We start from the raw sequence: 21,897 nt of genomic DNA, 5'->3' as shown, positions 1-21,897 counted from the left end.
CTCGTTGAAATAACTCATTAAAAAACATATTAGTTAATGCTTATTTTTTCTCATCATCAACTTCTTTGAAGTCCGCATCAACTACATCATCAGCAGAGTTTGCGCTATTTGCTTGGCTTGCAGATTGATCAGCTTGAGCTTGTTGTTGAGCTAACTCAAGTAATTTTTTTGAAGCTTCCATTAATGCATTAATTTTAGCTTCGATTTCTGCTTTATCTTCACCGCGTGCAGCATTTTCTAAATCACTCACGGCGCTTTCGATAGCGGTTTTGTCATCAGCTGATAATTGATCGCCAACTTCAGTCACTTGTTTACGAGTTGAGTGAACAAGATGATCAGCTTGGTTACGAATTTGAGCTAATTCTTCAAATTTACGGTCAGCATCAGCATTTGCTTCTGCATCATTTACCATTTTTTGGATCTCTTCTTCACTTAATCCTGAAGAAGCTTTAATGGTAATGTTTTGTTCACGACCAGTATTTTTATCTTTTGCTGATACATGCAATATACCATCAGCATCGATATCAAATGTTACTTCAATTTGTGGCATACCGCGTGGTGCAGCTTGAATTCCATCAAGGTTAAATTGACCTAATGATTTGTTATCACTTGCACGTTTACGTTCACCTTGTAACACATGAATGGTTACCGCAGATTGATTATCTTCAGCAGTTGAGAACACTTGACTATGTTTAGTTGGAATAGTTGTGTTTTTCTCAATCAAGGTAGTCATTACACCACCCATTGTTTCAATACCTAATGATAATGGTGTTACGTCAAGTAATAATACATCTTTAACATCACCACCTAATACACCACCTTGTACCGCAGCACCTACTGCTACTGCTTCGTCAGGGTTAACGTCTTTACGTGGTTCTTTGCCAAAGAAGTCTGCAACAGCTTTTTGTACCATTGGCATACGTGTTTGACCACCAACTAAAATCACATCTTTAATATCAGAAACAGTAAGACCTGCATCTTTTAATGCTGTTTTAACTGGTTCCATTGAGCGTTTAACTAAATCTTCAACTAATGATTCAAGTTTAGCGCGAGTCACTTTGATATTTAAGTGTTTTGGTCCAGTTGCATCAGCAGTGATATATGGTAAGTTAATATCAGTTTGTTGTGCTGATGATAATTCAATTTTCGCTTTTTCAGCTGCTTCTTTTAGACGTTGCATTGCAAGTGGATCATTTTTAAGATCGAATCCTTGTTCACGTTTAAATTCATCAACTAAATAGTTAATTAAACGAGAGTCAAAGTCTTCACCACCTAAGTGAGTATCACCATTAGTTGCTAATACTTCGAATGTTTTTTCACCATCAACATCATCAATTTCGATAATTGAGATATCAAATGTACCACCACCAAGGTCATAAACTGCAATGGTGCGGTTACCGACATCTTTATCTAAACCATACGCTAATGCTGCTGCTGTTGGTTCGTTGATAATACGTTTAACATCTAAACCAGCAATACGACCAGCATCTTTAGTTGCTTGACGTTGTGCGTCATTAAAATAAGCAGGAACAGTAATTACTGCTTCTGTTACTGGCTCACCAAGATAATCTTCTGCTGTTTTTTTCATTTTCTTCAATACTTCAGCAGAAATTTGTGGTGGAGCAATTTTTTGGCCTTTAACATCAACCCATGCATCGCCATTGTCTGCTTTAACAATTTTATATGGCATGATGCCAACATCACGTTGTACTTCAGCGTCTTCATAACGACGACCGATTAAACGTTTAATCGCAAATAATGTATTTTGTGGATTGGTTACTGCTTGGCGTTTAGCTGGTTGACCAACTAGAATTTCGCCATCTTGTGTGTAAGCAATAATCGATGGGGTTGTGCGATCACCCTCGGCATTTTCTAATACTTTTGCTTGGCCGTTATCCATTACTGCAACACATGAATTTGTTGTACCTAAGTCGATACCAATAATTTTACCCATAATCGTTTCTCCTCAAACCTGTATTTTATTCTTTGTATATAAGTCTTAAATATTTAATTTCAAGTCCTTATTTTGACAAAGATATGTAATTGTTTTCACATAAATGGGAACAATATTTTTAATATCAAGGGGCAAAATAAATTATTTTTTCTTAAATCTTGATTATAGGCCTCTCTACACTTATTATTGCCGCCTTTTTTATTATGAGAATTAAATTATAGGATCTTTATGGAACAAACTAAATTAGCAAACCCTGGCCCTCTCGGCTTAATGGGTTTTGGTATGACTACAATTTTATTAAATATTCATAACGCAGGTTTTTTTCCTGTCATGACGGCCATTGTGTCAATGGGTATTTTTTATGGTGGGTTGGCACAGGTGATCGCTGGAATTTTAGAATTTCGTAAAGGTAATACTTTTGGTACTACAGCGTTTACTTCATATGGTTTCTTTTGGATCGCTCTTGTTGGTATTTGGTATTTACCGACATCACCAGCAACCGCTCCAACTGATGCAACTTTTGTGGGTATCTTCCTGGCATTATGGGGAATTTTCACCGCATTTATGTTTATCGGTACTTTAAAAGGTAATCGAGTATTACAATTTGTTTTTGCAAGTTTAACTGTTTTATTTGCTTTATTAGCAATTGGTAACATTTGTGGTAACCATGACATCATTCATATTGCCGGTTTTGAGGGTATTATTTGCGGTGCCAGTGCTATTTATTTAGCGATGGCTGAAGTGCTTAATGAACAATATGGACGTACAATTTTACCAGTTGGTGCAAAATCTCAGCATTGATAAGAACATCACATCTACTAACAAAATTGGTAGATGTGATTTTTTTGAAAAAGAAATTAAAAAATCTAGCTTTTAATTTTTATTTGAATTTATCAATGATTTACATACATTTAAAAGAGACTGGGTATGTTTATTTATTGTTTCTTCAGATAAATTATTATCTTTTGAGCTAAAAGCGTTATTTATCATAATTTTACCACTGTTATCCATTGTTCCCGATGTCATCATAATGTAATTTGGAAATTGGATATCCATTGTTCCTTGTTTAAAAACAATATTTTCTAAATGAATGTTTGACTCTTCAGGTTTTAAATAAATCAATTCATCACCATTTCCAATGCTATCAATAAATATGAATTTTTTATTTTTCAATTGTTTTGCATAGCTTTCCAGCATCTTTAGGCCATATTGTCCATTATTACCATCATCATATAAAACAAAAGCAATTTTCTTCTTTTCTTTTTTATCTAATTTATTAATTAAATTGATAATTGTAATAATACTTGAAGAGTTACAAACAAAATTCTTTTGATTCGGAATGCCACTTTTGTATTTCAAAATAATAAAAAATAATAAAATAGTCGAAACAATAGACGATACACCGGGAATACTAAAAAAACCCTGCGACTGAATTTTGGGTATGAACACCCAGTAATTTAATACCAATGAGGTGATGAATAAGAAAATAATTGGCGAAATACTTATAAAATAGCCTAATTTACTAAAGTGAGGCGTGAATGCATATTTTTTATTAAAATTAAAATTTTTAATACCAGTATCATAATAGGTACAAATGATTAATTCAGCTTGATCTAAATTACCAATATAAGCGTTGTAATAATTTTCATACCGTCTTGTTGCTAACTTTAATTTTGCTAATTTAGCATCAACTATATAGCCCAATTGAGTAAGTTCTTTAGATATCACTCTTAAAAAAGTGATTTTTTCTTTAGACGTAAATCTTTTGCCAAAAATGACACAGTATCTTAGTACAAGGTCTTTAAATTTATCCATTTTTAATAATTATTTTAATTTAGAAAAACTGTTAGTGCGATATTAGTCACACTAACAGCGAAACAAATAGATAATATTAAAATAATGATTATCAAATAATATTATCTATAGAAGATGTTAGTTTAATCAATAATCATCTTCATTTTGGGATTGGGAGAAATTAGCCATATTGCTAATCGCTTCTTGGATATTCTCATGTCCAGTTTCAACACACTCTTTTGCCAAATCAAGTAGTGATAATGAATCTCTATTACATACAGCATTAATTACCATTGGCAAGTTCATACCGGTAATGACGCGGACATTCATACCTAATTTTTCCCATTCTGGCAAACATCGCATTGATGCGTTATAAGGCGAGGCACCCAATAAATCAACAAAAATTAAGACACCTTGCCCTGAGTCTAGAGATTTTGAACAAACAAATAAATTATCTTTTAATTGTTCAATATCTTGTCCTGGATTGAGTGATAGTGATTCAAATTTATCTTGTTCTCCAACAATCATTGATACACTATCTTTAATCCCTTCAGCCATTTTGCCATGACTAACTAATAAAACACCTATCATATTTTCGATACCTATATTATTCAAACATCTTAATCGCTTCGTTTAATGTGACTTTTTTCAACGAAGGCGTCGCTTGAAAATAGATATCCATATTAGGGAAGCTGTTTTGTAAATCGATTAGTAAATCAAGTTGTTCTTTATTAATCGATACTTCTTTAATTATTGAAGTTGCTCCAGGTACTAGCGGTAAACCCCCAATATTAAGATTAGTTATTGGCACACCCGCTTTAATGATTTTATACATAACTTCTATATTTTTTGTTATCAAAATAACATTAAAATCATCATACTGGCGATCATTCCAATATCTTACCGCGCCATCTTCTTTTAATACTCTTATTTTGTGTCCTGTACTTGCCCCAGCACCTAATATAATATTTTTAGTAAATTCATCATTTGCTGAGTAATCATCGGCTACAAATAACGCATTTGCTCCAGCTGCTTTAGAGACATTAGTTGCAACTTGACCATGAATAAGGCGGCTATCTACACGCGCTAACACTACTTTTCCCATAATTTTACCTCTATATTTTTTTAATTTTATAAAATTCCAATGGCTGCTAATACACCAAGTATTATGGTTAATCCCACTAATGCTTGAGTTACTTTTAACCCTTTCTTAGAAAAATAGAAATATAATCCCATCACGACCATAAGAGGCAATACACCCGGTAGGATTTTATCCAACGTATCTTGGATGACAAATTCTTTACCGGATAAATTGAATTTCAAACTTGATGATACTTTTATGTAGTTAGCAGCTAAAATACCCATCATGAATAGGCCTAGAATGGACAAGCCTTCAATGACCATTTGCATTTTATTACCAACCACTTCGGTAGCTGCATTTCTACCCAATTTGAATCCTAACTGAGCAAAATAGTACCCAACAAAAAGTTGATAGATAACAAATGCAATGAAAGGAAATAAAGCACCAATTGCTAGGCCTTCTTGAGCCCAAGGAAGCGCAATTGCAATAAAGATATATTGCACTGTTCCAGAGTCGATTGCGTCACCTATTCCGGCTAAAGCCCCCATTAAACCAGCTTTTGTATTATAGAGAACGTCGTTATCAATGCTGATCGGTTTCTTTTGATAAACTTCATCTGCTCTTACAGCTTCTAGTGACGCCATAATTCCTGAAATTGTTCCGCCACCCCAGGTTAATTGAGTGTTAAAGAACAATAAGTGTCTTTGATAAGCGGCAGAAAGCTCACTTTTTGATTTATATAATTTTTTGAGAATTGGCATCAATCCCCACATTAAAGAAGCGGCTAGATAGCGGTCAAATGAGTGTGGGATTTCATTTGCATAATACCAACGTAACCATGCAATAGTGATATCTTTTTTAGTTATTGCTTCCGGTTTGAGATCAATACTTTCTTGTACGATTTCAGTCATTATAAATTCCTCTTTTTAATTTATTAATCAATTAAAGATTAATAATCGTCATCATCTACTTGGTTATTTGAATTACTTCTAGGTTGCTCAGCCGCAGAATTAACCGCTTCATTCTTTGCAAGGACAAAGATAAACGCAACAATAGCGCCGACAATTGCGTAGGTAACCATTGTGATATTCAGTGGTTTTGCAATTACGGCCATGAAGTAAGCTAATAAGAAGAAAATGATGTAATTTTTCTTACCGATAACATAAATAGTCAGAGCAATACCTACTGCTGCAAGACCACCACCAATTACATTAAGGACATGGAAAACAAGTCCACCAGCATTGGATTTAATGATATCTGCAATTATTGGCGCACCAAAATAGAGTGCGACAAACATAAATGGTAAAAAGAGTGCGACACTACAAATGATTGGTAAGATAATAATTGATAAAGTTAATCCCGAACTGCTAGCTTCGTCAGCATATCGTTCAGTTAATTTCATAATCATTGTATTGAGGAAAAATCTTAATTGGTATAAATACGATCCTAACAAACCAACAGGTACGGCTACCGCCACCGCAGCTGCTGGTTGCATATCGCCGAGTAATGCGACAGGTACAGCGACAGCAGTTGCAATTGCGGGTTCTGATGGCATTTGTCCGCCAGGAGAAAATACCCCCATATAAATTAACTGTATTGCTGCGGTTATTATCATCGCGTTTGAAATATCATTAAAGACTATTCCAACAATTAACCCCGTCATCATCGGTGAGAATCTGAGTGTTAATGTTGCTCCACCCAGCCCCCGAGACATTACCATTGCAACCCATATTGAAATAATGGTTGCTTGAAGAAACGTTACATGCATTTCTTGCATATATAAACTCCTCGATTTTTTTATAATGTTTAAAAAATTTTATGAAACAATTGATTGTAATTCTTGCTTATTGACAAATTTCTCTACATCTTCGACACATTTCTCCCCCATACCTTGCAAACACTCAATGGCATAAGCGGATGTATGTGGAGTAACAAGAACTTTTGGGTGTTGAACTAAAGGATTATCGTTATATGAAGGCTCGACATACATTACGTCAGTTGCATGACCAGCGACAATACCTTCATTTAATGCGTGTAATAGTGCATTTTCATCAATCAATTCAGCTCGAGCAGTATTGGTAATGTAAACGCCTTTTTTCATTAAAGAAAATTGGTGATCTTTTAAGATATGATAACTAGTTTCATTTAATGAAGCATTTAGAGAAATGATATCCGCATGTTTTAGTAAATACTCTAAATCAACAATTTCAATATTATGTTGATTAGCCCATTGTTTATTTACGTTTGGATCTACAACAAGTAAGCGCGCATTAAACCCGTGTTTAAAAATTTCTGCCACACGACTTCCAATATTCCCACAACCAATAACGCCAACAACTTTACCCGTAACATTGATACCCAAAAAAGAGGCTCTTTTTTTCCAATCATTTGATTTCACTGCAGCTTGTGACTGAACTGTTTGCCTAATTAATGCAAGTAAATTAGTCACTGCATTTTCGGCTACAGCATCTCGCTCCACTAGAGGGGGGACAATAGTTACAATTGTTCCATGTTCCCTTGCAGCAACAACATCAACATTATTAAAACCTATTCCATGACGAGAAATTAAAAACAAAGGGTCTTTTTTATTATCAAAAAAATCTTTGTTAAAAAAAGGTCTAACACTAGCAATAAAAATATTGAAACCTTCTAAAGCCTTTGCTAATTCCTTCCCTGGTATATCATTATCAAAAGTAAAATGCTTTACTTCACCAATTTTTTCTAATCGTTTTAAATGATCTGGAAAATACTTTCCAAAACTACTTGAGTTAATTATCGCAATTTTATAATTATCCACTCCATACTCCTAATTTATAAAAGATAAACGTTATTGCTTTTTTATAAAAAATTAACGCTCATAAACCTCTTTTTAACTTAAATGTGACAGGTAACATTGATTATAATTAAAATGATTTTAAAAAAAATGAATTTAGATCACATATTTAAGAAATATTATAAAAATTGGCTTTGATAAGGGGATAATTATTTTCTATCAGAAAATATACTAATAATGCTGGAGGGCTTTAGGAATATAGCTTTAGGAATGTAGCATTAGCTAGTTCAAGACATAATAAAAAAGGGCAATCATGCCCTTTATAAAATTTAAGATTGCTATTTTTTATAAGCATCATTATGTACACCAACTGCTGCACGGCCTGAGGGATCATTTAGATTTTTAAATGATTCATCCCATTCAATTGCTTTTGCAGTTGAACAAGCAACGGTTGGACCACCTGGTACACAGTGTGCTGCACTTTCAACAGGGAATAATTCATCAAAAATCTCACGATACATATACGCTTCTTTTGATGTTGGCGTATTGTATGGGAAACGGAATTTTGCATTTTCTAGCTGTTGATCCGTAATTTTGCTTTCAGCAATTTCTTTTAAGGTATCGATCCAACTGTAGCCTACACCGTCAGAGAATTGTTCTTTTTGACGCCATACCACTGATGCTGGTAAGTAAGATTCAAATGCTTCACGAACAATGTGTTTTTCCATTTTACCGTTACTACCACACATTTTATCTTTCGGATTAATACGCATTGCCACATCTAAGAATTTTTTATCCAAGAAAGGTACACGCGCTTCAACGCCCCATGCAGCCATTGCTTTATTAGCACGTGCACAGTCATACATATGTAACGCGGCTAATTTTCGGACAGTTTCTTCATGGAACTCTTTGGCATTTGGCGCTTTGTGGAAATAGAGGTAACCACCAAACACTTCATCAGCACCTTCACCTGATAGGACCATTTTGATGCCCATTGCTTTAATTTTTCTTGCCATTAAATACATTGGGGTTGAGGCACGAATCGTTGTTACATCATACGTTTCGATAAAATAAATAACATCACGGATTGCATCAATACCTTCTTGAATGGTGAAGTTAATTTCGTGGTGAACAGTACCTAGATGATCAGCAACTGCTTGTGCAGCCTTAAGATCTGGGGCACCTTTTAAACCAACCGCGAATGAGTGCAATTGTGGCCACCATGCTTCTGATTTTTCATGATCTTCAACGCGACGAGCAGAAAACTTTTTAGTAATTGCTGAAATAACAGAAGAATCAAGTCCACCAGATAATAAAACGCCATAAGGAACATCTGACATAAGATGACTTTTTACAGACTCTTCTAGTGCAACACGAAGTTCATTGATATCTGTCTTATTATCTTTGACGTTATCATATTCCATCCAATCACGTTTGTAATAGGTTTTAATTTCACCTTCTGTACTTGATAAGTAACTTCCAGGAGGAAAAGCCTCAATCGTTTTACAAACCGGAACCAATGCTTTCATTTCAGACGCAACGTAAAACGTGCCGTTTTCATCATGTCCCATATACATCGGAATGATACCGATATGATCACGACCAATAAAATAGGTGCCTTTATTAATATCATAAAGAATAAACGCAAACATGCCTTGTAAGTCATCAAGACAGTGTATACCTTTTTCTTGATATAAAGCTAAGATCACTTCACAGTCAGAGCCTGTTTGGAATTCATAACGATCTTTGTACTGATTTCGGAGTTCTTGATGATTATAAATTTCGCCATTAACCGCTAAAACTAATGTTTTATCTTTATTATAAAGCGGTTGAGATCCAGTATTAACATCTACAATTGATAGACGTTCATGAGCTAAAATCGCTTTATCAGAAGCAAAAATACCAGACCAATCAGGGCCACGATGACGTTGCAGGCTTGATAGCTCTAATGCTTTTGTTCGTAGCTGTTCCGGATCTGATTTAATATCAAGAATACCTAAAATCGAACACATTGAATTTCTCCATTTAAAATCGCTATAGCGATACTATTTACTAATAAAATTTATTTTAAATATTATTGCAAGCAAATCACAAAAATAACAGGATACACATTATTGATTAACAATTAAAGTACAATATCGTTATACTTTTCCTATAATAAAGATTGCTTTTATTTTTTTATCCACTGCCCTTGCTGTTTGATGTATTGACCAGCAGGCGTTTTTTCTTGAGCTTTACTTCCTGCTTTGTTTTGAACTTCAACTAGTGGCACGTTACTTTCAGCTGATACTTTTTGGTACTCTTGTTTACGAGCCTGATTAATTAATTGGGCAATTTCGCTTGCATTACCTTCATTTTTTACAACGCCTAAATAACCATCGGTTTGTTCTCCAACTAAACCATTTGCTTTTGCTTGAGGTAGTGAATTAATCGCTTGATCTAAATTTAAAGCAAAAACTGGCATAGCTAATAAGATTGATAATAATGCTACTATCGCTTTTTTATTCATAACAGACTCCTTATTAAATACATCATATTAAGATGAATTAAATATGTAAAAACGGTTGAAATTTTAATGTTTTGCTATAAAAGTCGTGTTTATGCACTCATTAATATTAATATAAACCTGATTTATTAATAATATTATCTAGCGCTTTGTCCACTTTGATATTAATTTCGTGATCAATCTTAACGTTCAAATTGATATTAATTGGTTCATTTGGTGCTTGCACTTTAACCGTTGGCGTACAACCCATTAGTACAGCACTACACACTATAATTGTAATAATAGTTTTAATCATAGAATAACCTCTTATCTATCAAGATTTCCTTTTTAAATACGCTTCAATACGTTTACGAATAGGTTCGTTAATTTGATCGGAAAGTTGTAAACTTATTAATAGTTTTGCAATATTCTCTTCAAGATTTATATTCAAATTCACCGCTTTACCATTTTCAACATCACGGTTATTACCTTGAATATTTAGTCCTAATTTAGCAATTTCATTTTGATAACTCACCATACCCGACAACTTAGTATAATGAAAATTTTTGATTATATCAGTGAGAATTTTCATATTCGGGTTTGCTTGGGCATAATTTTTCAGTGCCGTATTTTCAAACTGTAAATATCCTTCATTAACCGTAACTAACTGGCCATTTTTTATGACGACTTCATTAAAAGCTGTCCCTTTTTTACTGGACGGTAATAATGTTATTGGCAAAGTGCCATCAATTGCCCCATCTCCAGCTAAACCATCGGCAGGATATTTAGCCAAGATATCTTTCAATTGTATCTTTTTTAGCCTTAAATTAAATTGTTGGGGTAATTTAGCTAAATTCAATTGTCCCTGATCAAGAAAAACTGAGCCAGAAAAAATAGCGGCTTGCGCTTTCGTCCATTTCACTACCCCTTTACTCGGTGCATTTAGCGATGCTGAATAGCTACCTACTAATCTAATCTTCTCGAAATTAACACCAATATTAACTTGTTGAATAGTTAATGCGGGCGTTGAAATAGTAAATTGATTGCTATTAAATGAAATATCGATGTTGCCAACTGCGGATTTAAATTCAGTCGCTTTAAATATGCCATCAAATTTATTAATTGTTAATGTTGATTTTGCATTAATTTGTTTCGATTCAAGCGAAATAGGTATTGTTACTTCAAAGGTCAGCTTTCCTACTAATGGTTTAACAATTAAGTCATCTGAAAATTTCGCTTTTTCAATATTAAATAAAGCGTTGTCTGAACTCTTTAAAATAACTTTATCGCTAGTTAAAACCCCAGTAAATGGTAAAGTCAGATTACCTTTTTCTATTCCAAATTGATTCAAGGAAGTCGTCAAGACCCCCTCTTTGATTTCGAAGCAAGAATTTAACTGATCAAACGAAAGGTTAGCAGTTAATGTGTGTTGATTATTACTTGATAGATTAAGTTGTATTGTATTTTGCTCTTTAGTGGCCTGAACCTTCAGGTTAACTAACTCTTTTTTCTGTTGATAAAATGTTAAAGAGTCGACATTGATATTATTTGGAAGCCAATAAATGATAGTCGATACAGTGGAAGAATTAGGAGAAGATTGATTGAGCTCTTGTGTATCTGTCACCTTTGGCAAGCCTGATTTATCAGTTGAATCGGACCAGTAAATATCAATACTTTTTGCCGTAAAGGTTGACAACGATAGTTTGACATTGCTCGCTTTTAACAATAATTGTGGCTGTTGTGAAATAGTTAGTTCATCAAAAGATAATCCGCTGAGGCCGATATCAATACCTTGCCAATCTATAGAAAGATTATGTTCATCCTTGAATGATAACCAATATCGCCAACCATATAAGCTTAATATCACTATTATGAGTAATATAAGAGATGGAATCCAATAACGTTTTTTTAAGCGAGCCATAATAAACTCTCAACAAGTGGATCGCCGAATAGTATCGGCGATTATTATGCTTGTTCTCTGTTAGCAATATAAGCCAATGCCTTGTCAATTCTTGCTAATGTACGTTTTTTACCAACAGCATAAACAGTTGCGTCAACAGAAGGCGATTGCCCAATTCCCGTCACTGCAACACGAAGTGGCATACCTACTTTACCCATCCCGACTTCAAGCTCGGTGGCTGTTGCCTCAATAGCATGATGAATTTTATCAATTTGCCAATCAAAATCTGAAATTGCTGCAATTTTAGCTTTGATTAGCTCTAAAGGTTCTTTTGCAACAGGTCGTAAATGTTTTTTAGCTGCATCAGCATCAAACTCATCAAAATCTTGATAGCAATAAGTACATGACTCAGCCATTTCTTTCAATGTTTTACAACGTTCACCAAATAGTTTCACTATAGTAATTAAATCAGGACCTTGTGTTAAATCATAACCTTGCTGATTCATATGCCAAACTAAATGCTGTGCAACATAATCAGCATCTAAATGGTTAATATAATGATGATTTAACCAAAGTAATTTTTCAGTATTAAATGCACTGGCAGATTTACTTACTGCATCTAATGAAAAGAAATCAATCATTTCTGGTACAGAAAATATCTCTTGATCGCCATGAGACCAGCCTAGACGAACTAAATAGTTAAGCAAGGCTTCTGGCAGATAACCATCATCACGGTATTGCATCACACTCACTGCACCATGACGTTTAGAGAGTTTTTGTCCATCGTCACCTAAAATCATTGATACATGACCATATTCAGGTAATGGTGCGCCTAGTGCTTTTAAAATATTAATTTGGCGAGGAGTATTATTAATATGATCTTCACCACGAATAACATGGGTAATTTCCATATCCCAATCATCAACAACGACGCAAAAGTTATAAGTTGGAGAACCATCAGTACGGCGTATGATTAAATCATCAAGCTCTTTATTGGCAATTTCAATTGGACCACGTATCAGATCATTGAAAACAACTACGCCATCTATCGGGTTAGCAAAGCGGACAACATGTGGCTCAGTGTGTGAATGCTGTTTTTGCACTTCATCACAACGACAATGACCGTCATATCGGGCTTTTTCACCTTTCGCCATTTGCTCTTCGCGCAATTTTTCTAAGCGCTCTTTTGAGCAATAACAACGATAAGCCGTTTTATTGGCTAACATTTCGTCAATAACTTGATTATAACGATCAAAACGTTTAGTTTGGAAATATGGGCCTTCATCCCATGATAATTTTAACCAATTCATACCTTCCATAATCGCGTCAATCGCTTCTGGTGTTGAACGTTCAAGGTCGGTATCTTCAATACGCAATACAAAGGCGCCATGCGCATGGCGGGTATATAGCCAAGAATAAAGCGCAGTACGTGCACCACCAACATGTAAGTAACCAGTTGGGCTTGGTGCAAAACGGGTTTTAATTTTCATGAAATAATCCTATTAATAAAGAGCCCTAAAATGTCAATTTATCACTTATGCTCTTTTTATTTAACCGCTTTCCATAGATAGGAAAGGCAATTGCAATAAGTTCAATTTAGTTGCTTATTTTAACACGTCAAAAGGTTTCAGCAAGCCGTCAGTAATAGACAAAATTAGCAACTAATTTAAGTAGTTACTCAATATAAAATCGAGTATAAAAATATAAATTATCAAAGCGATTAATGAGCTTCATCCCAATTATTACCAATACCGACATCCACTTTTAATGGTACTGAGAGTTGATAACAATTTTCCATGATAGATTTAATAGATTTACTATATTCACTAACAAGCTCTTCTTTAACCTCAAATACAAGTTCATCGTGTACTTGCATTAACATTCTGATATTACCGTTAGACTGGGTTTTAATCCATTCACTCATTTTGATCATTGCTATTTTGATAATATCAGCTGCTGTACCTTGCATTGGTCCGTTGATTGCCGCACGCTCAGCACCTCGTTTTTCATTAACTCTAGATGAGCTAATTTTTGGTAAATATAATCGTCTTCCAGATAAGGTTTCAACGTAGCCTTGCTCGGATGCTTGTTGACGAATTCTGTCCATATACACTTGTACACCAGGATAACGTTCAAAATAACGATCAATATAGAATTTTGCTTCTTTACGAGGAATATTAATTTGTTTAGATAACCCAAAAGCACTCATGCCATAAATTAATCCGAAATTTACAGCTTTAGCTCTTCTTCGCTCTTCTGCGGTAACTTCTGGCTCTGGTTTACTTAGAATTTCACTCGCTGTCACCCGATGAATGTCTTTATCATGAGCAAAAGCATTTAGCAAACTTTTATCCTGCGATAAATGCGCCATAATACGTAGCTCAATTTGCGAATAATCAGCTGAAATAATTTTATAACCTTTTGGGGCGATAAACGCTTGGCGAATACGGCGACCTTCCTCGGTTCGAACAGGAATATTTTGTAAATTAGGGTCGTTTGATGATAATCGTCCTGTTACAGTACCAATTTGGTTATAATTGGTATGAATTCGGTGATCAATTGGGCTAATCATCAACGGTAGTTTATCGGTATAAGTATTTTTTAATTTGGCTAAACCACGGTAATATAAAATTTTACGAGGTAATACATATGTATTTGCTAATTCATTTAATACTTCTTCACTTGTTGAAGGATCACCTTTAGGCGTTTTTTTGAGTACGGGTAATTGGTGTTTATCAAATAAAATTGCTTGAATTTGTTTTGGTGAACCCGGATTAAATTTTTCACCCGCAAGGAATTGTAACTCTTCTTCAGTATCCTTTAATATTTTGTTAAGTTCTTTTGAATACGCTTTTAATTGTTCAGCATCAACAAGAACCCCAGTTCTTTCCATGTTAGCTAAAATAATTGCTAGTGGCATTTCAATGTCTGAAAATAACTTAGTGAGTTTTTCATTTTTTTCTAGCTGTGGCCATAATTTTTGATGTAATTGAAGAGTAATATCAGCATCTTCTGCTGCATATTGAGTTGTTTTTTCAATATCAATAGTATCAATACTTGATTGCTTTCTACCAACTTTAGTTAATTCATCATAAGTAATTGTTTTATATTTCAAATAGCGTTTTGCCATACTATCCATGTCATGTCGTTGAGTGCTATTTAATACATAGGACTCTAGCATCGTGTCATAAGCAATACCCTGCACTTGGATGCCATAGTTCGCCAATACACTGTAGTCAAATTTGGCATTTTGGACGATTTTTTTGATTTGAGGATTCTCTAATATTGGTTTTAATTTTGCCAATACATCATTAAGCGGTAGCTGTTCTGGAACATCTAAGTATTGATGAGCTAGAGGAATATAAGCAGCTTGATTTGGAGTAACACTTAGCGATATCCCAACAAGCTTAGCATGGAAATGATCGACATTATCCGTTTCCGTATCAAATGCAAAGGCTTCGCAACTAGTTAATGTTGCAATCCATTCATCTAATTGTGTATTGGTTAAAATACATTGATAATCCTTTTCGTGTACTTCAGTCTCTAGCTCTTCTTGGTCAATTGAGGGCAATTCTCCTGCAATTTCGACAGGAATTTGACTTTGCTGATTTAAAAAGTTACCAGCGATTAATTCTTTTTGCCAACGATGGAAATCATAATAAGCAAACAATTCAACTAATTTAGTTGCATCGATATCACCTATAAGTAATTGTTCCGTCGTGAAATCTAATGGAACATCCGTTTTAATTGTCGCCAATAAATAACAAAGGTCAGCTTCTTTTTTATGATCAGCCAATTTACTTTTCAATGATTTAGCACCACGAATAGGCAATTTTTCAATTTCATCCAAATGGCTATAAATATCATTTAAACTTTCAAAATGCGTTAATAAATTTAGTGCCGTTTTTTCACCAATTCCCGGAACACCAGGAATATTATCAGACGTATCACCTCTTAATGCTAAATAATCAATCATTTTTTCTGGCGGCACACCAAATTTTTTCATAACACCTTCTGGATCAAGAATTGTGTTATTCATGGTATTTATTAGTGTGATTTTATCACTGACTAATTGTGCCATATCTTTATCACCAGTACTGATTAGTACCTCTAGGTTTTCTTTTTCTGCTTGTCTAGCCAATGTGCCTATCACATCATCAGCCTCTACACCATCTACACAAAGCAGCGGTAATCCCATCGCTTTTAAAATAGTATGAATTGGTTCGATTTGGGGCCGTAAATTTTCAGGCATTTCTTCTCGAGTCGCTTTATACTCGCTATAAAGTTCATTACGGAAAGATCCGCCACTCGCATCAAAAACGACAGCAATATGAGTTGGATCATATTGATTCATTAGACTGCGTATCATATTGACCACACCAAAAATAGCCCCTGTTGGCTCACCTTTGGAATTAGTTAATGGAGGACATGCAAAAAAAGCACGATAAAGATAAGAAGAGCCATCAATTAAAATAATTGGCGTATTATTTGGCATTAATAGTTACCCAAATGTTATTTAATACAATTATTAGTAGTATAACCTAATTAGTAACAATATTCTTGTGAACACCGATAATATAGTGTAAAAATATTCGAGATCGCATCGATCTTTAAGTCAAATTGATTAATTAAAAATACTGTATATCGCTATATCACTATTATATAATACTGATATCTATTTTCGTCTGAGTATCAAATAAATGACAGAATTAAGTCCTGCAGCACTAGAGGTCAAAAAAGCACTAGCAGCTAAAAATCTTGAAACCCCATCATGTCGTTTACCTATGGACAATAGCGAACGGAAAGCAAAAATAGAAGCGCATTTCCGAGAAATCATGAAACTTATGGAACTTGATTTGAGTGATGATAGCCTTGCTGAAACTCCGCATCGCGTTGCAAAAATGTATGTTGATGAGATCTTTTCCGGACTTAACTATCATAACTTTCCCAAAATCACCCTGATTGAAAACAAAATGCAGGTTGATGAAATGATTACCGTTCGTGATATTACTTTAACCAGTGTTTGTGAGCACCATTTTGTGACCATTGACGGTAAAGCCACCGTTTCTTATATCCCAAAAGATAAAGTGATTGGTTTATCAAAAATCAATCGGATTGTTGAATTTTTTTCCCAGCGCCCGCAAGTGCAAGAAAGATTAACCCAACAAATTTTGGTGGCACTACAGACGCTATTAGGAACAGTTAATGTTGCTGTTTCAATTGATGCTACTCACTATTGTGTTAAAGCTCGAGGTATTAAAGATTCCAATAGTTTAACTACCACGACCGCATTAGGGGGAGGCTTTAAAACGAATCCAAGCACCCGACAAGAGTTTTTACGCGCATTAAATCATTAATAATAAAGGATATTGAATGAAATATTTATCACTCATGTTTATGATACTGTTTATTACAGCCTGTTCTGAACAGGAATCTAATCATAATGATAAATTTATTGGTTTTTGGGTTGAAGGTGGTCCGGATTATAAACATACGGCGTCGATCGCCAATCTTGTTGAAATAAGTAAACAAGGAGACAATTACTTTATCAATGAAAACTACGTTTATGGTAATGGTCAAACCATTGCGATGCGAAAACTCACAAAATCACAAGACTATTTCGACGGACTGGCTTATCCATCAGAAAGAAATTTTGGTTTAGAAAACAAAGTAACTATGGATGATGATACAAAAATCGGTATATTTAATACCCATTTCTTTCGAATTTCAAAAGAAGAAGCAGAGCACATTAAACGCGATGTAAAAGAGTGCGAAGAGATAGAAAAAAACCGATTTTTTATTCCTAATGAGCAACAAGCTGAATATAAAAAACGGGCAAAAGAACTGGCTTATTGTCGGATTTTTTGGTAACAATCCAAATTCACGCCAATCTAAATTCAGTGGATTTTTGTGACAGTCGTATGGGAATTGATTATTCATCAAAATCCCAAAATCAAATACAAATCAACTTTATATTACGTGCATCTTTAAGAAAGATTGGTATAATTCACAGCTATTTTAGTTAAAACATCACAATTAATAGCACGCTTTCATGAAGATCATTCGCGGTATTGATAATTTAAACAATCAATTTACTCAATGTGTACTTACATTGGGCAACTTTGATGGCGTGCATTTAGGACACCAACAATTAATTAACCATTTAATAAAACAAAGTAAGAAATTAAACTTACCAACAGTGGTTATGTTATTTGAGCCTCAACCTTTAGAGTTTTTTTGCAAACAAAATGCTCCCGCTAGGTTAACGTCTTTTAAAGAAAAAGTGGAATTAATTAAAAAATTGGGTATCGACTATATTATTGCGGTGCCATTTACCCAAACCTTTGCCAATATGTTAGCCCCAGATTTTATTCAAGATTGGTTGATAAACAAATTACAAGCTAAATATATTGTTATTGGTGATGATTTCCGATTTGGTCGTGAACGTAAAGGTGATATTAATCTTTTACAACAATATACTCATAACAATCAATTTGTAGTTGAGAGTATGCCCACGTTTGTTTGGAATGATTTAAGGATCAGCAGTACGGCTGTTCGTGAGGCGTTATTTAATAGTGATTTTAAATTGGCTCATTGCCTTTTAGGCCGTAATTACGCCATTGAAGGGAAAGTGGTTCATGGCAATGCGTTAGCCAGACAATTAGGATTTCCGACAGCCAATATTCATTTAAATCGAAAAAAACCCGCTTTACAAGGCGTCTATTTTGTAAAAGTCAAAAACTGTTGTAGTAATCAGCATTATCATGGCATTGCCAATATCGGTATAAGACCAACCATTGAAGGCAAAAAGGCTATTTTAGAGGTTAATCTATTTGACTTTTCAGGTGATATTTATGGACAATATTTAGACGTTATATTCGTTCATAAGTTACGCGACGAGAAAAAATTTGATTCGCTAACCGATTTAAAACAACAAATTGCACAAGATGTTTGCACTGCGAAACAGATCAGTGCAAAATTAACCAATTAAAAAGTAGTTTCAACAAAAATTAACTGGAATAAATCAGCATGACAGACTATAAAAACACATTGAATTTACCGGAAACCGGATTCCCTATGCGAGGTGATCTTGCTAAACGTGAACCGGCGATGTTGCAAAATTGGTACGATAAAGAACTTTATCGCAAAATCCGTCAAGGCAAAAAAGGCAAAAAAGCTTTTATTCTGCATGATGGCCCTCCTTATGCAAACGGAAAACTTCATATTGGTCATGCCGTTAATAAAATTATTAAAGACATTATTATCAAATCAAAAGGCTTAAGTGGTTATGACTCCCCATATATTCCAGGATGGGATTGTCATGGTTTGCCGATTGAGCAAAAAGTCGAGGAGCAAGTCGGTAAACCAGGTGTAAAAGTAACACCGGCTGAGTTTCGCCAAATTTGTCGTGATTATGCTGCTTCACAAGTTGAATTACAAAAAGCTGATTTTATTCGCATGGGTGTGCTTGGGGATTGGCAAAATCCATACCGTACAATGGACTATGATACTGAAGCGAATATTATTCGTGCTTTAGGTAGAGTGATTCAAAATGGGCATTTAGTCAAAGGTGCTAAACCAGTTTATTGGTGTACAGATTGTATGTCAGCTTTAGCGGAAGCTGAAGTCGAATATTATGATAAATCATCGCCCGCAATAGATGTAAAATTCAAAGCCGTAGATAATCAAGCTGTTGCAAGTAAATTTGGTGTTAATACCGACCTAACTATTTATGCCGTGATTTGGACGACAACACCTTGGACATTACCTGCCAGCCGAGGTATTGCCTTAAATGCTGAATTTGAGTATCAACTAGTACAAATAAACGATAAAGAATGCTTAATTTTAGCCGCTGATCTGGTCGAATCAGTCATGAAACGTGCCGAAATTTCAGAATGGAAAATACTTGGCAGCTGTAAAGGTGATGCGCTTGAGCTATTACGCTTTAAACATCCTTTCCTTGAGTTTGATGAACCAATTGTACTTGGTGAACATGTGACAGTTGACGCAGGTACAGGTGCAGTGCACACTGCGCCTGGTCACGGTGTTGAAGACTTTTTAGTTGGTCAAAAATATGGGCTTGAAGTTGCTAACCCTGTTGGTGGCAATGGCTGTTATTTACCTGGAACAGGCGTTGGTTTAGATGGTTTGTTTGTTTTCAAAGCCAATAAAGTGGTAGTTGAACTATTAAAAGAACGCAATGCTTTACTACACTTTGAAAATATTGAACATAGCTATCCTTGTTGCTGGCGACATAAAACGCCTGTTATCTACCGTGCAACACCACAATGGTTTATCAGTATGGATAAACAAGGTTTACGTGCTCAATCACTAAAAGAGATCAAACAAGTTCGTTGGATTCCAGATTGGGGACAAGCTCGAATTGAAACTATGGTAGCGAACCGTCCTGATTGGTGTATTTCACGCCAACGCACATGGGGCGTGCCTATGACGCTATTTGTGCATAAAGAAACTGAAGAGTTACATCCAGACACACTACAATTAGTTGAGAAAGTGGCTAAATTGGTTGAACAAAACGGTATTCAAGCATGGTGGGATGCCGATATTAAAGATTTATTAGGTCCTGATGCTGATGATTATCGTAAAGTGCCCGATACACTAGATGTATGGTTTGATTCAGGCTCAACATTCTACTCAGTGGTTGGCGTGCGTCCTGAATTTGCAGGACACGAAGCCGATATGTACTTAGAAGGTTCAGATCAGCATCGTGGTTGGTTTATGTCTTCATTAATGCTATCAACGGCAATTGATAACAAAGCACCGTATAAACAAGTATTAACTCACGGTTTTGTGGTCGATGGACAAGGACGTAAGATGTCTAAATCACTTGGTAACATTGTGACCCCACAAGAAGTGATGAATAAACTTGGGGCAGATATTTTACGTTTGTGGATTGCATCGACTGATTATTCAGGCGAAATGAGTTATTCAGATGAAATCATTAAACGTGCAGCCGATAGCTACCGTCGTATTCGTAATACCGCACGCTTCTTACTGGCTAACTTAAATGGTTTCGATCCAGCTAAAGATATGGTTAAACCAGAAGATATGGTAGTACTTGATCGTTGGGCTGTCAGTATAGCTAAAGAAGCTCAAGAGCAAATCATTCAAGCTTATGAAAACTACGATTTCCATAGAGTCGTACAACGTATTATGCAATTTTGCTCAATCGAAATGGGCTCATTCTATTTAGATATTATCAAAGATCGTCAATATACAGCAAAAAGCGATAGTGTTGCGCGCCATAGTTGTCAAACTGCGTTATATCATATCGCTCAAGCAATGGTTCGTTGGATTGCACCAGTTTTATCATTCACTGCTGATGAAATTTGGCAATATCTACCTGCTTCTGAAAAATCTGAATTTGTATTTGAAGATGAATGGTATACCTTGCTATTTACCTTATCAGATAGTGAAACATTAAACAGTGCTTATTGGGCTCAAATCTTAGCTATTCGAAGTGAAGTCAATAAAGTTTTAGAACAAGGCCGTAATGATAAAGTTATCGGGGGATCACTTGAAGCAGCGGTAACCCTTTATGCTAATAGCGAAATAGCAACGGCACTCGCTAAATTAGAAAACGAATTACGCTTTGTATTACTGACTTCACAAGCGACGGTGAAACCTTTAGAAAATGCACCACAACATGCGGTACAAAGTGATATTCAAGGTCTTAAAATTGAGCTTGCTAAAGCACAAGGCGATAAATGTCCTCGTTGCTGGCATTTTACAGTTGATAACAACCCAACCACTCACCTATGTAAACGTTGTGAACAAAACATTCATGGTAATGGTGAAGTTAGACATTTTGCCTAAGTGATATAAAAATAAATAGGGCTATAAAAATAATTTTATAGCAATTAAGAACACTTACCGCCGACGATTGTCG

At 35.0% G+C, this 21,897-nt stretch carries 18 protein-coding genes; 5 read left to right on the top strand and 13 right to left on the bottom strand.

Annotation, left to right across the window (positions count from 1 at the left end; all coding sequences use genetic code 11):
• Positions 1-40 precede the first annotated feature (40 nt).
• Complete coding sequence (dnaK, locus tag J3U23_RS11030) at positions 41-1,954, bottom strand: molecular chaperone DnaK (RefSeq protein WP_267339244.1); 1,914 nt, start codon at positions 1,952-1,954, stop codon at positions 41-43.
• 228 nt (positions 1,955-2,182) lie between these two features.
• Between dnaK and satP the strand changes: the two genes are divergently transcribed.
• Positions 2,183-2,755 carry an acetate uptake transporter gene (gene satP, locus J3U23_RS11025; protein WP_065733562.1) on the top strand — a complete coding sequence of 191 codons (573 nt, stop codon included), beginning with the start codon at positions 2,183-2,185 and terminating at the stop codon, positions 2,753-2,755.
• Positions 2,756-2,827: 72 nt separating this feature from the next.
• Here the strand turns inward: satP and J3U23_RS11020 are convergent, their stop codons facing one another.
• The 12 genes from J3U23_RS11020 to polA form a co-directional block, all read right to left on the bottom strand.
• On the bottom strand, positions 2,828-3,769 hold the full coding sequence (locus J3U23_RS11020) for a hypothetical protein (RefSeq protein WP_267331098.1): 942 nt from the start codon (positions 3,767-3,769) through the stop codon (positions 2,828-2,830).
• Positions 3,770-3,895: 126 nt separating this feature from the next.
• A complete protein-coding gene (locus J3U23_RS11015) occupies positions 3,896-4,339 on the bottom strand; it encodes a PTS sugar transporter subunit IIA (protein WP_267339243.1) in 444 nt (147 codons plus the stop codon).
• A gap of 16 nt (positions 4,340-4,355) precedes the next feature.
• Complete coding sequence (locus J3U23_RS11010) at positions 4,356-4,853, bottom strand: PTS system mannose/fructose/N-acetylgalactosamine-transporter subunit IIB (protein WP_065563814.1); 498 nt, start codon at positions 4,851-4,853, stop codon at positions 4,356-4,358.
• 26 nt (positions 4,854-4,879) lie between these two features.
• Positions 4,880-5,740, bottom strand: coding sequence for a PTS system mannose/fructose/sorbose family transporter subunit IID (locus J3U23_RS11005; protein WP_065563815.1), 861 nt, complete (start codon positions 5,738-5,740; stop codon positions 4,880-4,882).
• Positions 5,741-5,778: 38 nt separating this feature from the next.
• On the bottom strand, positions 5,779-6,597 hold the full coding sequence (locus J3U23_RS11000) for a PTS mannose/fructose/sorbose/N-acetylgalactosamine transporter subunit IIC (protein WP_416380109.1): 819 nt from the start codon (positions 6,595-6,597) through the stop codon (positions 5,779-5,781).
• A gap of 48 nt (positions 6,598-6,645) precedes the next feature.
• Entirely contained in the window at positions 6,646-7,626 is a 981-nt protein-coding gene (locus J3U23_RS10995) for a D-isomer specific 2-hydroxyacid dehydrogenase family protein (protein ID WP_065733558.1), read from the bottom strand.
• Between the two features lie 314 nt (positions 7,627-7,940).
• Positions 7,941-9,614, bottom strand: a complete 1,674-nt coding sequence (gene asnB / locus J3U23_RS10990; protein WP_065563818.1) for an asparagine synthase B — start codon at positions 9,612-9,614, stop codon at positions 7,941-7,943.
• Positions 9,615-9,772: 158 nt separating this feature from the next.
• Positions 9,773-10,111 (bottom strand): YdbL family protein, encoded by a 339-nt coding sequence (locus tag J3U23_RS10985; protein WP_267337758.1) that lies wholly within the window; start codon positions 10,109-10,111, stop codon positions 9,773-9,775.
• Between the two features lie 106 nt (positions 10,112-10,217).
• Positions 10,218-10,403, bottom strand: a complete 186-nt coding sequence (locus tag J3U23_RS10980) for a YnbE family lipoprotein (protein ID WP_065563820.1) — start codon at positions 10,401-10,403, stop codon at positions 10,218-10,220.
• 18 nt (positions 10,404-10,421) lie between these two features.
• Entirely contained in the window at positions 10,422-12,008 is a 1,587-nt protein-coding gene (locus J3U23_RS10975; RefSeq protein ID WP_267339241.1) for an intermembrane phospholipid transport protein YdbH family protein, read from the bottom strand.
• Positions 12,009-12,052: 44 nt separating this feature from the next.
• A complete protein-coding gene (gene gltX, locus J3U23_RS10970; RefSeq protein WP_267337756.1) occupies positions 12,053-13,477 on the bottom strand; it encodes a glutamate--tRNA ligase in 1,425 nt (474 codons plus the stop codon).
• Positions 13,478-13,707: 230 nt separating this feature from the next.
• Positions 13,708-16,482 (bottom strand): DNA polymerase I, encoded by a 2,775-nt coding sequence (gene polA / locus J3U23_RS10965; RefSeq protein WP_267339240.1) that lies wholly within the window; start codon positions 16,480-16,482, stop codon positions 13,708-13,710.
• 205 nt (positions 16,483-16,687) lie between these two features.
• Between polA and folE the strand changes: the two genes are divergently transcribed.
• The 4 genes from folE (at position 16,688) to ileS (ending at position 21,824) form a co-directional block, all read left to right on the top strand.
• On the top strand, positions 16,688-17,344 hold the full coding sequence (gene folE, locus J3U23_RS10960) for a GTP cyclohydrolase I FolE (protein WP_267331093.1): 657 nt from the start codon (positions 16,688-16,690) through the stop codon (positions 17,342-17,344).
• A 16-nt stretch (positions 17,345-17,360) separates the two neighbouring features.
• The gene (locus J3U23_RS10955; RefSeq protein ID WP_065563825.1) at positions 17,361-17,858 is read left to right on the top strand and encodes a hypothetical protein; all 498 of its coding nucleotides are present in this window, start codon (positions 17,361-17,363) and stop codon (positions 17,856-17,858) included.
• A 181-nt stretch (positions 17,859-18,039) separates the two neighbouring features.
• Entirely contained in the window at positions 18,040-18,978 is a 939-nt protein-coding gene (gene ribF, locus J3U23_RS10950) for a bifunctional riboflavin kinase/FAD synthetase (protein WP_220225364.1), read from the top strand.
• A 38-nt stretch (positions 18,979-19,016) separates the two neighbouring features.
• On the top strand, positions 19,017-21,824 hold the full coding sequence (ileS, locus tag J3U23_RS10945) for an isoleucine--tRNA ligase (RefSeq protein WP_267339239.1): 2,808 nt from the start codon (positions 19,017-19,019) through the stop codon (positions 21,822-21,824).
• Positions 21,825-21,897 lie beyond the last annotated feature (73 nt).

Origin of the sequence: Gilliamella sp. B3367 (genome assembly GCF_026536825.1) — a bacterium.
GTDB lineage: Bacteria > Pseudomonadota > Gammaproteobacteria > Enterobacterales > Orbaceae > Gilliamella > Gilliamella apicola_E.
This window is presented reverse-complemented; position numbering and strand designations above follow the sequence as displayed.

What these genes read in the sequence shown, in the direction of transcription:
- J3U23_RS11005 (WP_065563815.1), bottom strand. Translation starts at nt 5,740, where the DNA reads ATGACTGAAATCGTACAAGAAAGTATTGATCTCAAACCGGAAGCAATA.
- J3U23_RS11015 (WP_267339243.1), bottom strand. Translation starts at nt 4,339, where the DNA reads ATGATAGGTGTTTTATTAGTTAGTCATGGCAAAATGGCTGAAGGGATT.
- J3U23_RS10980 (WP_065563820.1), bottom strand. Translation starts at nt 10,403, where the DNA reads ATGATTAAAACTATTATTACAATTATAGTGTGTAGTGCTGTACTAATG.
- J3U23_RS10955 (WP_065563825.1), top strand. Translation starts at nt 17,361, where the DNA reads ATGAAATATTTATCACTCATGTTTATGATACTGTTTATTACAGCCTGT.
- gltX (WP_267337756.1), bottom strand. Translation starts at nt 13,477, where the DNA reads ATGAAAATTAAAACCCGTTTTGCACCAAGCCCAACTGGTTACTTACAT.
- asnB (WP_065563818.1), bottom strand. Translation starts at nt 9,614, where the DNA reads ATGTGTTCGATTTTAGGTATTCTTGATATTAAATCAGATCCGGAACAG.
- J3U23_RS11010 (WP_065563814.1), bottom strand. Translation starts at nt 4,853, where the DNA reads ATGGGAAAAGTAGTGTTAGCGCGTGTAGATAGCCGCCTTATTCATGGT.
- folE (WP_267331093.1), top strand. Translation starts at nt 16,688, where the DNA reads ATGACAGAATTAAGTCCTGCAGCACTAGAGGTCAAAAAAGCACTAGCA.
- polA (WP_267339240.1), bottom strand. Translation starts at nt 16,482, where the DNA reads ATGCCAAATAATACGCCAATTATTTTAATTGATGGCTCTTCTTATCTT.
- J3U23_RS10975 (WP_267339241.1), bottom strand. Translation starts at nt 12,008, where the DNA reads ATGGCTCGCTTAAAAAAACGTTATTGGATTCCATCTCTTATATTACTC.
- ribF (WP_220225364.1), top strand. Translation starts at nt 18,040, where the DNA reads ATGAAGATCATTCGCGGTATTGATAATTTAAACAATCAATTTACTCAA.
- ileS (WP_267339239.1), top strand. Translation starts at nt 19,017, where the DNA reads ATGACAGACTATAAAAACACATTGAATTTACCGGAAACCGGATTCCCT.
- J3U23_RS10985 (WP_267337758.1), bottom strand. Translation starts at nt 10,111, where the DNA reads ATGAATAAAAAAGCGATAGTAGCATTATTATCAATCTTATTAGCTATG.
- dnaK (WP_267339244.1), bottom strand. Translation starts at nt 1,954, where the DNA reads ATGGGTAAAATTATTGGTATCGACTTAGGTACAACAAATTCATGTGTT.
- J3U23_RS11000 (WP_416380109.1), bottom strand. Translation starts at nt 6,597, where the DNA reads ATGCATGTAACGTTTCTTCAAGCAACCATTATTTCAATATGGGTTGCA.
- satP (WP_065733562.1), top strand. Translation starts at nt 2,183, where the DNA reads ATGGAACAAACTAAATTAGCAAACCCTGGCCCTCTCGGCTTAATGGGT.
- J3U23_RS11020 (WP_267331098.1), bottom strand. Translation starts at nt 3,769, where the DNA reads ATGGATAAATTTAAAGACCTTGTACTAAGATACTGTGTCATTTTTGGC.